Annotated in this window: 12 protein-coding genes; 7 read left to right on the forward strand and 5 right to left on the reverse strand. The window is 38.2% G+C overall.

The window, feature by feature from the left end; translation table 11 throughout:
- Entirely contained in the window at window positions 1–753 is a 753-nt protein-coding gene (locus tag IPL24_00420; GenBank protein ID MBK8362183.1) for a polysaccharide biosynthesis/export family protein, read from the reverse strand.
- Window positions 754–806: 53 nt separating this feature from the next.
- Window positions 807–2,006 carry a glycosyltransferase gene (locus IPL24_00425; GenBank protein ID MBK8362184.1) on the reverse strand — a complete coding sequence of 400 codons (1,200 nt, stop codon included), beginning with the start codon at window positions 2,004–2,006 and terminating at the stop codon, window positions 807–809.
- Window positions 2,007–2,213: 207 nt separating this feature from the next.
- Here IPL24_00425 and IPL24_00430 point away from each other — a divergent pair, with 207 nt between their 5' ends.
- The 7 genes from IPL24_00430 to IPL24_00460 all read left to right on the forward strand — a co-directional run bounded on the left by IPL24_00430 (window position 2,214) and on the right by IPL24_00460 (window position 10,772).
- Entirely contained in the window at window positions 2,214–2,906 is a 693-nt protein-coding gene (locus tag IPL24_00430; protein MBK8362185.1) for an FKBP-type peptidyl-prolyl cis-trans isomerase, read from the forward strand.
- Between the two features lie 203 nt (window positions 2,907–3,109).
- Window positions 3,110–4,771 carry a T9SS type A sorting domain-containing protein gene (locus IPL24_00435; GenBank protein MBK8362186.1) on the forward strand — a complete coding sequence of 554 codons (1,662 nt, stop codon included), beginning with the start codon at window positions 3,110–3,112 and terminating at the stop codon, window positions 4,769–4,771.
- Between the two features lie 608 nt (window positions 4,772–5,379).
- Window positions 5,380–5,967, forward strand: a complete 588-nt coding sequence (locus tag IPL24_00440) for a DUF2807 domain-containing protein (protein ID MBK8362187.1) — start codon at window positions 5,380–5,382, stop codon at window positions 5,965–5,967.
- A 139-nt stretch (window positions 5,968–6,106) separates the two neighbouring features.
- On the forward strand, window positions 6,107–6,454 hold the full coding sequence (locus IPL24_00445; GenBank protein ID MBK8362188.1) for a PadR family transcriptional regulator: 348 nt from the start codon (window positions 6,107–6,109) through the stop codon (window positions 6,452–6,454).
- Window positions 6,447–8,183 (forward strand): PspC domain-containing protein, encoded by a 1,737-nt coding sequence (locus IPL24_00450; GenBank protein MBK8362189.1) that lies wholly within the window; start codon window positions 6,447–6,449, stop codon window positions 8,181–8,183. The genes IPL24_00445 and IPL24_00450 overlap by 8 nt, the downstream gene beginning before the upstream one ends.
- 346 nt (window positions 8,184–8,529) lie before the next feature.
- Entirely contained in the window at window positions 8,530–9,585 is a 1,056-nt protein-coding gene (gene recA / locus IPL24_00455) for a recombinase RecA (protein MBK8362190.1), read from the forward strand.
- A gap of 170 nt (window positions 9,586–9,755) precedes the next feature.
- Complete coding sequence (locus IPL24_00460; GenBank protein MBK8362191.1) at window positions 9,756–10,772, forward strand: tetratricopeptide repeat protein; 1,017 nt, start codon at window positions 9,756–9,758, stop codon at window positions 10,770–10,772.
- A 191-nt stretch (window positions 10,773–10,963) separates the two neighbouring features.
- On the opposite strand, the gene rplT is transcribed toward IPL24_00460, so the two are convergent.
- The 3 genes from rplT to IPL24_00475 all read right to left on the reverse strand — a co-directional run bounded on the left by rplT (window position 10,964) and on the right by IPL24_00475 (window position 12,270).
- Window positions 10,964–11,308, reverse strand: a complete 345-nt coding sequence (gene rplT / locus IPL24_00465) for a 50S ribosomal protein L20 (protein MBK8362192.1) — start codon at window positions 11,306–11,308, stop codon at window positions 10,964–10,966.
- 89 nt (window positions 11,309–11,397) lie between these two features.
- Entirely contained in the window at window positions 11,398–11,592 is a 195-nt protein-coding gene (rpmI, locus tag IPL24_00470) for a 50S ribosomal protein L35 (GenBank protein ID MBK8362193.1), read from the reverse strand.
- Window positions 11,593–11,652: 60 nt separating this feature from the next.
- Window positions 11,653–12,270 carry a translation initiation factor IF-3 gene (locus IPL24_00475; protein ID MBK8362194.1) on the reverse strand — a complete coding sequence of 206 codons (618 nt, stop codon included), beginning with the start codon at window positions 12,268–12,270 and terminating at the stop codon, window positions 11,653–11,655.
- Window positions 12,271–12,286: the final 16 nt, after the last annotated feature.

Here is a 12,286-nt window from a genome sequence, read left to right on the forward strand (position 1 = left end):
CTATTGATTAATGTAAGAGACAACTAATAGAATAGAAGATATAATTCCAATTACCGGAAGAACATCAGCCGCGAGTCTCTTCGTAAATCTTGATCCTGCATCAACATAAATGATGTCATTTGATAAGACTCTTAACTCGGAAGTTTTAAGCCCTTCAATTGTTGAGATGTCCGCAAGAAACACTTTTGGATTTTTAGGGTCTCCTCGTAAGATCTTTATGCGATAGGCTTTGCTATATTCTCCGATTCCACCTGCCTTAGCCAGGGCTTCATACAATGTGGTATTATCATTATTCAGTTCAACTACTGTTCCTCTTCCCTGATCGTTCAGAAAAACGATTGCATTTCTATTGGTAACTTTAATTATAATGAATGGATCATTATAATATTTTGAATATAACTGCTCAAGTAATTTTTCGCCTTCCCGCACACTCAATCCAACGACAGAAATACGACCGATTATTGGCAATTTTACAGTACTGTCATTGTCAACACTAAAAGTAACATCAACCATTGCTGAATTACCTTCATTGTTGTAATTAGTGGATGATGTAATATCAACAAGTTTGAATCCATCATTACTGTAAATTTTCAATGCAAGCTTATCGCCCGGTTGAATCAGATAAACTAATGGAGAAGATGAAACCGTTGTGTCTTTGGCAAATTCGTACCCTTTAGGTGTCTTGAACATCCTGTTTGGATTAAATCCCTGACAAGAAGTCAATAATATGAGAATGAAGAGGAGTCTATACATTTTTTTGCTTAGCCAACAAAAATAGAATATTATGTTGAATTGAAAACCCTTTTTTACTTCCACTTTCGTTTAGTTAGTAACTGCTTATATAACAAAGAAACTTCCTTGATCATTCTTGTAAAATGGAATTTTTCACGTACGAATTCCCAGCCATTTTTCCCAAGTCTGTTTCTGAGCTCATCGTCTTCGATCAAACGCAAAAGCTGTTCGGCATATTCTTTATAATCATTGCTATCGACAAGTAAAGCTGTATCGTTCTTGATAACAACATTCTCGATCCCGCCAACATTGGTTGAGATCACGGGTTTATCACCGGCCTGAGCCTCGATCAGACTAACCGGAGTTCCTTCATTGTGTGAACTTATGGCAACAATATCCAATCCGGAAATTGCAACATCCACATCTTTTATCCAACTGCAAAAAGTAAGATCAGCTTTTACCGGTTTTGATCTGAAATAGGTATAATTCATTCCTAATGCCTCCGCTTCTCTGAAAAGTAGTTCCCTGCTTTCTCCATCTCCAATTATGAAAAATCTCACTTTTCTTTTGGTCTGTTTTAAAACCGAAGCAGCACTGGCCATAAATAAGGGGTGATTCTTTACCGGAACCAATCTGCCAATAATTCCAACTGCTATTTCATCGTCTTCCAGAAAATATTTCTTCCGGAACGTTTCTCTTTTCTCAGGTATATCCTCCTGAAATTTCCGGAGGTCGAATCCCAATGGGATCATGTGTACTTTTTCGGCCGGACAAACTCTGTATTTGAAAGTAAGTTCTTTTTTCTGCCGTTCACTGATGGCAATTATTCCTGAACTTTTTTTCGCCAGATATCTTTCTATCATAAGAAAAACTCTTGATTTAATTGAAGAAAAGTAGCTGTGAAATACATGACCATGAAAAGTATGCAGGATCACAGGAACTCTTTCGTGAAATGCTGCAAGGCGGCCTAAAGCTCCTGCTTTTGCAGCATGTGTATGAACTACATCCGGCTTGAATTCACGGATCATTTTACGCAATTGTCTGTACGACCGGTAGTCTTTCAACGGCCGGATTGAACGATGCATCTCAGGGAGATTCACAAAGTTCAGCCCCATATTTTTAACAATATAATCGGAGCTTTCCTCAGAATCATCCTTGGTTCCGGCAACCAGTAAAACTTCAAATTCAGGCGTCAGGTATTTTGTTAATGTGGCTACATGGAAAGCAGGACCACCTAAATTCAACCGATTTATAATAATGAGGACTTTGGGCACATTTCAGATTTGGGCACAAATATAGTTTTTGCTTTAAATTCACAACTTCCTTTTTGTAAACTATTGGTTTTTGAGGGATAATGTCAGTATTGAGTAGGTAGAAATCGAAGGTGATGAAGATGGAATAAAGATTTTGAAGAATTTAATGACTTTTGAAGATGGATATTGAAGTTTTCATATCTTCGCGCCCTCATAAATAAAATAACTATGAACAAAAAAGTTTTTGCTCTCGCAGCTTGTTTCAGTATCGCTACCTTGTTCTCATGTCAAGGTCAGAAAGGAAAATCTGCAGCTAATCTTAAAAACAATGCGGATTCTGTAGCTTATGCTATCGGTATTTCTATCGGTTCTAACATGAAAAAAGACGGTCTTGATTCTTTGAATCTGGATGTTCTTAAAATAGCAATTCAAAGTGCTATTAAAGGAGACAGTCTGATGCTTACTCAAATGGAAGCACAAAGTGTTATCCAGGCTTACCTTGGCGATAAAGCAAAAGCTAAAGGCGATGCCAATGTTGCAAAAGGAAAAGCATTCCTTGCAGAAAATAAGAAAAAACCGGGTGTGGTTGAACTTCCGGACGGACTTCAGTATCAGGTTATCACTGAAGGAACAGGTCCTATGCCAACTCCAACTGATACAGTTTCAGTACATTATCATGGAACCTTGATCGACGGTACAGTATTCGATTCTTCAATTGAAAGAGGTCAACCGGCTGAATTCCCTGTGGGTGCAGTTATCAAAGGCTGGACAGAAGCTTTACAACTAATGAAAGTTGGTTCTAAATACAAATTGTTCATTCCATCAGACCTTGCATATGGCGATCGCGCTGCAGGTCCGAAGATCGAAGCAAATTCAACACTTATCTTTGACGTAGAACTTCTTTCTATCAAAGGCAAATAATATTCTTCAATTTCTATTGAAAGCGGTACCGGATTTTTTCGGTACCGCTTTTTTTTTGTGCATGAAAGGTTTACATTGCTATGGTATATTTTTTAAATTAATTATATTAGAGAGATCAGTTGGAAAGTGGCATGTAAAATTTTTTAAAATAATTTTCAAAAGAGTCTTCACATATCTGTTAAAATCACACACAAATTTAAATCATGAAAAAAATCTATCTCACACAATTTCTATTATTAATTATCTATTCATCCGGATTCAGTCAGCCGGTTTCTTTACGTCCTGATATTATTGTAAATCATGTACTGGATGTAAATCTGCAAGTCACCAGAATGGATCTCGATCCGATCTCCCACGATTTGTTTTACGCAACAACCGGTGGGAATATCTATCGGGTCATGCAACCTTTTGGTGGACCAGCTTATGATACTCTTGTTGCAGATTCAAATTTTCATGGCGTCACTTATGTTCAAGGATTCTGTTTCCGCGACAGTTCAATGTATGTCAGTGGAAATTTAACATCGAACACTCCTTTAACACGTGGAATAGTTTCCCGTGGAAAATTACAACCTGATGGAAGCTGGCTATGGAATGTTGTCGCTATTTCTGAAGCTTATGAAACAGCAGATTATTTTGATCACTTGTTCAGTGGTACTATAGTAAACACTACAGGTGATTCAATCTATGTGACTAGTGGATCACGCGGTGATCATGGTGAAGAACAAACTCGTTACGGTCTCTATAGTGGAATAAGAAATAAACCCATCACTTCAGTAATTCTCAAAATTCCTGTAGATGGTGATAGTCTCATCCTACCTGATGATTCAACAGCGCTTGATACACTCGGACTTATTTTGTGTAAAGGAATAAGGAACACATATGACTTTGCTTACAATGGTGATGGCGATCTTTTCGGTGCGGAAAATTCCGGTGACAGAGATATGGATGATGAATTGAACTGGATCCGAAGCGGACATCATTACGGTTTTCCATGGGTAATGGGTGATGCTTACAATCCGCAACAGTTTGCAGGATTTGATTCTTCTGCAGATGTAATGATCAATCATACAAGTACAAGTTATGTAGAAGGCTTCTTTACCAACGATCCTCAGTTCCCGCAATTACCTCCGGGATTACAATTGACAAAACCGTGTATCAATTATGGTCCTGATGCCGATCAATTCCGTGATTCAACCAATGGAATGATCATGGATGCAAGTGATCTTGCAATTGGAATGTATAGCTTCACTGCACATCGAGCACCATTAGGTTTGGTTTTCGATAGAGATAGTATACTCGATAGTGAGTTCAGAGGACATGGTTTCATTACCTGTTACACTCGTGGTGATTCAACACTTTCAGGAGCATCAACCTTAATGTCACCATTCGGAGATCCGGGAGAAGATATTCTGCATCTGGAGATGACGAAAGACGGAACAGGTGATAATTACACTTTTTCATCTACTCGAATTGCAATGGGCTTCAATCATCCGGTTGATATGGTATTGGATAGCAATATGCTTTATCTGATAGAAGTAGGCTTCAGTGGCACACCTAAACTTTATTCAATACAGATTCCCGGATACAACACAAGAGTAGGAGAGAACGATGAATTTTTAGCAGGCGTTTATCCAAATCCGGCAAGTGATAAATTAGTTGTCAATTATAAAATTTCAAATCAGGAGAAAAGTTCTTTCGCATTATACTCATTAGAAGGAAAAGAAATTCTATCACAGCAGATCTCAAATGAAGTGATGGAAGGGAAATTAGATCTTGATATTTCTTTCATTCCTTCAGGATTGTACATTGGTAAATTTACAAATGGAAATTCTTCGAAGTCTATACGCATTTCTATTGTGAGATAGTCTTTTATAAAAGATACCGAGCGAATATAAAAAGGGAATTAAAATGATTTCTAAAAAACATTTTAGTTCCCTTTTTAATTTTCATTTAAATATGTCTTGCGAATATTAAATTCTGTTTGGTAAAAATTTTCTTTACTTTTTTTTAAAAACTAATTGTCATTTGCATTATTGTTATAAGCTCTATAGCCGTCTGTATTAGCTGACCGGTTAAAAAAAGATTTGCATCTGGATTTACTTAGGCACAGATGCTCATTACCACTACCGACCCCGGAGGGGTCGCATATTTGTAGAAAAAAAAATGAATAGAACCGATCCGACCCCGGAGGGGTCGCACATGATTCGCCGACACCCATATTAAATCGGAATAATCCAAAATATCAATTTCATGCTACCTCAAATTCATAGGATTTTTCAATGATTTCTTTTGAATCCAAAATTTTAATAAAAAATCTTGAAAATTATTTAATTGAAAATGAACATATTAACACAATTCTTGTAATTTATTTAGTACTATGTATTGCATAATACCTTTCTATGACCGTATCTTTGTATCACCAAACAGAAGGTAATACATAGTTCTAAATAATTACACACCAAAATCTCACCCAATGAAAACAAAATTATTTTTCGCGGCCATCCTGCTTACGATAACAGGATATGCTTTTGCAAGTAGCGATTCATCTGAACTCACTACTGACTTGAGAAACTTCAACACTTTTTCAGGCCTAATTGTCAACACACCGGCTAATGTGATCTTATCTCAAGGCGAAACAAATTCAATCCGGATCGAAGGGGAGAAGAATACTGTAAAAGAGATTTCAACAAAAATTGAAAATGGTTCATTGATCATCGACGGAAATAATAAGCACGCTGTAACAATTCACGTAACGGTTCAGGACATAAGTCTGGTCGAGGTAAATGGTGATGCGAAAGTTTATGCCAATGGCCTCATCAATTCCGATATCCTGCTTCTGAAAGTAAATGGCTCAGGAAGTATCCGAATGGATGTGCGGACACTCACCGTAGGCATGATCGTAAAGGGCAAAGGCAAGATCATCGTCTCCGGCAGCACAGGTGATTCCTTTTCAAGAGTGATCGGACAAGGCAGTATCTACGCCGATAACCTGGATGCCAACAGAAGTGAAAGAATCGCAAATCTTCCCGCATCTGACAAAGGCACAACCATCGTTCAATAATAGATAACAAGAAGCAAAATCAAATAAGAGTGGGAGACCTTTCAAAATCGCGTTCAAATCTCTAATTACTAATTACGAATCACGATTTAAAAGTTCCACTTACCACTAACTACTTACAATTTACAAAAAAAGAAAAGCAATGGGCAGTAACCTTGAAAATTCACAAGCTCAGATGCGTAAAGGAGTACTGGAGTTTTGTATTTTGTCGATCCTGGAGAAGGAAGAAATTTATCCCTCCGACATTATCGCCAAAATGAAAGTCTCAAAATTGATCGTCGTGGAGGGTACATTGTATCCATTATTGACCCGATTGAAAAACGGCGGACTACTTCAGTACAGATGGATAGAGAGCAAATCCGGACCGCCACGCAAATATTATTCATTAACCCCATTGGGGACAAAATTTTTAGAAGAACTTCGTTCAACCTGGAAAGAACTCGTTGAAGCTGTTAACCTGACCACACAAAAACCTGATCATCATGAATAAGACTGTAACAGTAAATATCGGTGGAATAGTTTTCCATATCGATGAAAACGCTTACGAAAGATTCAAAGCGTACCTGGAATCGATCCGACTGCATTTTACAACAGCAGAAGGCAGAGACGAAATTATGCAGGATATCGAATCCCGCATCGCTGAAATGTTTCAGGAGAAAGTGAAGGACAGCAAACAGGTGATCACTCTTGAAGATGTAGAGGAAGTTACCTTGTTAATGGGACGTCCCGAACAATTCAATGATTCAGATTCTACAGCTGAAGAGAAGCAAGAACCTATCATTGAAGGAAAAACTCAAAAGAGACTTTACAGAAATCCCGATGAAAAAATAGTTGGTGGTGTCTGTTCAGGAATAGCTGCATATTTCGACATCGATCCGGTCTGGATCCGTTTGATCTTTGCAGGCGCACTTGTATTCTTCGGCTCAGGATTTCTGTTATACATCATTCTGTGGATCATCATTCCTCAGGCTGACTCATCTGTAGAAAAACTAAAGATGCGTGGTGAACCCGTGAATGTATCCAGTATCGAAAAAAACATTCAGGAAGGAAGAGAACCAAAAAGAGACAACTTTGTAAGTCGTTTTTTTGATGGACTTGGAACACTATTCAAATATTTGTTTTTGTTCCTTGGTAAACTGATTGCGATATTCTTCCTGTTCATTGGATTGGTAATTGGAGCAGCATTGTTCTTCTCAATTCTTGCACTGTTCAGATTTCCGGGAACACAAATACCGGAATTCTTAAGACATGTATTTCCTGATGGATTTCAATTCGGACTGGCATTTATATGCGCAATAGTACTTCTTGCAATTCCATTCTTAATGCTGGCATATGCAGGTGCAAGAATGTTGTTCAACATCCGCAAGTCTTCACGGGTGGTCAACTTTACTGCATTGGGAATCTGGCTGGTTGCTTTGGTTACATGCCTGGTAATGGGTATCCGTGTTGGCCGCGAGTTTGCAGACAGTTCAAGTGTACGCCAGACAATTCCTGTCAGTCAACCGGTATCACGCACTATGCGATTGGAAATGGAAAACAAAGAGGAAAATCATTCCGGTGAGAAAAAATACTACGATCGTTGGGGAAATGATGACTGGAACGGTGAGTTCTTTCTGAAAATGAAAGATGGCCAACTTCAGTCCGGGGATATTCATCTGGATGTAGTAAAAAGTCCGAATGATTCATTCCAGCTTGTTCAGATCATGTACGCACATGGTTCATCCAATAAAGAAGCTTCTGAAAGAGCGACTCACATTTCATATTCATTATCGCAATTTGATTCTGTTATGAAATTCAACAGACGTTTCATTATCGACAAAGATGAAAAGTATCGTGGACAGAAAGTTCAGTTGTTATTGAAAGTTCCTGTCGGAGGTTCTGTATACCTCGATCACTCACTCGACGATTTCATCTATGATATCGACAACATCCAGAATATTTACGACAGCGACATGCTAGGAAAAAACTGGCTGATGACTGAAAAAGGATTGACTTGTGTTGATTGTGATGGAAGTGAAGATACAATAGGAGGAGACAAGTACGATTTCAATGATGGCGATAGTCACGTTAAAATTGATCAGCACGGAGTACACATAAGCAGTGGCGAAGGAGATGATGAATCCATTATCAAAGTCGACAGCACAGGCGTTGAGATCAAATCAAATGGAAAAACCAAAAAGATCAAAAACGAAGGTGGCGTGAACATAAAAATAAATTAACAGGTAGTATAATAAGTTAGGTAAGACGCTCTGCTTCGGTGGGGCGTTTTTTTTATGTTCAAAGTTCAAGGTTCAAAGTTCAAAGTTAGCTTCGTAGGTTCCTACAGAGCGAACTTTGAACTTTGAACCTTGAACTTTGAACAAACGTCCCCAAAACATGCAGGATAATATAATGACTATATCCCAATCCAAACTATTTATCAACAAAACCATACTTTTTAAGGATAATATGTTAATAAATTTTGCCTGAAAAGCACCACGTATCAAAAGATTTAGCACATTTGTATATCAGAACGATGATTGTAAGGCAATCACATAAAACAGATATAAATAAACAAATATAACTATGGCAGCAGAGACAAAAGAATCAGCAAAAGAATCAGCTAGAGAATCAGCTAGAGAGAATGGGAAAGAAAAATTAAAGGCCCTTCAATTAACGATCGATAAACTTGAAAAAGCTTACGGTAAAGGTACGATCATGAAAATGGGTGACGAACCTGTTGAACAAGTAGAATCAATTTCTACTGGTTCTATCACTTTAGATATGGCGCTTGGTATAGGCGGGTTTCCAAAGGGACGTGTAGTTGAGATCTACGGACCTGAATCATCCGGTAAAACAACATTGGCAATTCATGCTATTGCAAACGTTCAGAAGAACGGTGGTATTGCAGCTTTCATCGATGCAGAGCATGCATTCGACAGATTCTATGCTCAGAAATTAGGAGTTGATATAGAGAACCTATTGATCTCTCAACCGGATAATGGTGAGCAAGCTCTTGAGATCGCTGAAAACCTGATCCGTTCAGGTGCAATCGATATTATCGTAATTGACTCAGTTGCAGCATTGACTCCTAAAGCGGAGATCGAAGGCGAAATGGGCGAAAGCAAAATGGGTCTTCAGGCTCGTTTGATGTCACAGGCACTAAGAAAACTTACTGCATCTATTAACCGTACAGGATGTTGTTGCATCTTCATCAACCAGCTTCGTGAGAAGATCGGTGTGATGTTCGGTAACCCGGAAACAACTACAGGTGGAAATGCATTGAAGTTCTATGCTTCTGTACGTGTAGATATCCGTCGTATCGGTCAGATCAAAGACGGAGAAAACGTTGTAGGTAACCGTACAAAAGTAAAAGTTGTAAAAAATAAAGTTGCGCCTCCTTTCCGTCTGGCTGAATTCGACATCATGTATGGTGAAGGAATTTCTAAAGTAGGAGAGATCGTTGACTTAGGTGTAGATAAAGGTATCGTAAAAAAATCGGGTTCATGGTTCAGCTACGGCGAAACTAAACTTGGTCAAGGCCGCGATTCTGTAAAGCAATTACTTCTTGATAATCCTGAACTATCCGATGAGATCGAAGGTAAGATCCGTCAGTTGATGTTGGAAGCTGCAGCACAATAAGTTTTGGTAAGTAGTGAGTGGTAAGTAGCAATGCTATCTAAACTTCTACAGTCCAAATTCTAATTGATGTGTTTCCAGTCGGAATTCATTCATAAATAAATTGTATTTTTCAGCCACAAAACAGATCGTTTTGTGGCTTTTTTATTTTAAAGATAATTATGACTCAAAAGATGTTTGTAAAATCGAAAGTACTCCTGCGAAAATTATTTTTATTTCACCTATGTTTATTTCTGGCCTTATCATCCTGCAAAAATGATAAGGCACCAGGTGAAAATGAAAAAGGAACAACCACTAAAGATGCCTTCACAAAATTAAACGAAGACATTGCTGCAAATCCAAATCGGGCAGATCTGTTATTTCAAAGAGCAAAAATTTTTATTCAGAAAGATGTAATGAATCAGGCTTTTGAGGACCTGAACAGAGCGACAGCAATAGATAGCACCAATACAGAATACCTGATGCTCCTGGCTGATGTTGCATTCAAGACTTTCCAGATCAAACGGGCATCCGACAGCTTTGAAAAAGTAGTAAAACTCGATCCGAAGAATAAAGATGCTTATCTGAAATTATCGGAATTGTATTTTTATGTAAAAGGTTACCAGAAAAGTTTGCTCTATTCAAATGAAGCCCTGAAGCTTGACAAAAATCTCGTTCGTGCGTATTATCTACGTGGATTTGCTTACAAAGAGATGGGCGATACTGCAAAGGCAGTATCATCTTTCAATACCGTTGTGGATCTAAGTCCGGATTATGATGCTTTTATTCAGTTAGGAAATATTTATGCAGCAAGAAATAATCCATTAGCTGTTCAGTACTATAATAACGCTTTAAAGATTGAACCCAACAGTACAGAAGCATTATATAACCGCGGATTATTTTTCCAGAATACCGGTGAGATAGGGAAGGCTGTGGCAGATTATAATACCATCATCAAGATCGAACCGCACTATGCAGATGCTTATTTCAATCTGGGATACATCAATTCGGTACTTTCATCCAACTGGAATGAAGCGATCAAATTTTATACAGAAGCAATTAAATCAAACGATCAATATGCGGAGGCTTTTTTTAATCGTGGTGTTTGTTTTGAGAAGATTGGTAATAAGGAAGCGGCTAAAAAAGATTTTATTGCAACCATCGGAATTGTTCCAGGCTATAAACCGGCTCAGGAGAAGTTGAAGAAGTAAGCGGTGGTTAACATAATGTTTGGCAAAAAAGTATTAGGTTCAAAGTTCAATGTTCAAAGTTGGCTTCGTAGGTGGCTACGAAGCCAACTTTGAACTTTGAACTCTGAACCTTGAACTCTTATCAAAAAAAAAAAAGAGAACCCGAAGGTTCTCTTTAAACATTGATTCACTAAAAACTATGGCGTAGTTTTTTATTTTACAGAATCAATCACTGCTTTGAAAGCATCAGGATGATTCATTGCAAGATCGGCAAGCGTCTTACGATTGATCCCAAGATTCTTTGCATGTATTTTTCCCATCAACTCAGAGTAACTCATTTCATAGAGACGAGCACCTGCATTGATACGTTGGATCCATAATGAACGGAAATTACGTTTCTTTTGACGACGATCACGGTAGGCGTAACCTAGACCTTTTTCGACTGTATTCTTAGCAACTGTAAGAACATTTCCTCTCGCACCCCAGTAACCTTTGGCGAGTTTGAACATTTTTTTTCTGCGGGCGCGCGACGCGACGGCATTGACTGAACGAGGCATTGTTTTTTGTTTTTGGCTTAAGCGTCTACCTTACGCAGAACTTTTTTGCTTTTCACCTGGTTAAAAAATTGTTTTGTTTAATTAAAAGATCAGATCACTAGCATTCTCTCAACTCTGTATGTATCTCCAGGAGATACCAAAGCTGCTTTCGTAAGATTACGTTTACGCTTTGTTTCTTTCTTTGTCAAGATGTGACTTTTGTAAGCCTGCTTTCTTTTAATTTTTCCTGTACCGGTTAATTTAAACCGTTTCTTCGCACCGGAGTGCGTTTTCATTTTTGGCATCGCCTTAACTATTTAACTTATTTGATTAATTCTTTTTCACTTTTCACTTTTCGTTAATAATTACTTACTCTTTTTACGAGGAATAGGAGCCAGGTGAATAAACATCCTGTTCCCTTCCAGTTTCGGAAGTAATTCTACTTTACCATACTCTTCAAGTGCCTGAGCAAATTTCAGTAGTATGATCTCACCTTTTTCTTTGTAGGCGATCGTACGACCTCTGAAGTGAACGTATGCTTTTACTTTATTTCCATCCTCCAGAAAGTTCATTGCATGCTTTACTTTGAAGTTGAAATCATGTTCATCGGTGTTTGGACCAAAACGAACTTCTTTTACAACTTGCTTGCCTTGCTTTGACTTTAACTCTTTCTCTTTTTTCTTTTTATCGTATAAGAACTTTTGATATTCAATGATTCTACATACAGGAGGATCTGCAGTAGGAACGATTTCAACTAAATCTAATTCCTGTTCTTTCGCCATCCGTAATGCTTCTTCTGTCGGATAGATATCGCTGACGATATTATCACCAACAAGCCGAACTTGCGGAACGCGAATTCTTTCATTGATCCTGTGCTCATCTTCTTTCTTTACCGGTCCACGTCCTCTTTGGTATGGGGGACGACTTGATGTGGACTTGTTAAAAAGTGGTGGCCTGCTGTTAGATTGATTTGGTGCTGCTATTGGAACCTCCTTGCTA

The organism is Bacteroidota bacterium, from assembly GCA_016711505.1.
In the GTDB taxonomy this organism is placed as follows: Bacteria; Bacteroidota; Bacteroidia; order AKYH767-A; family 2013-40CM-41-45; genus JADKIH01.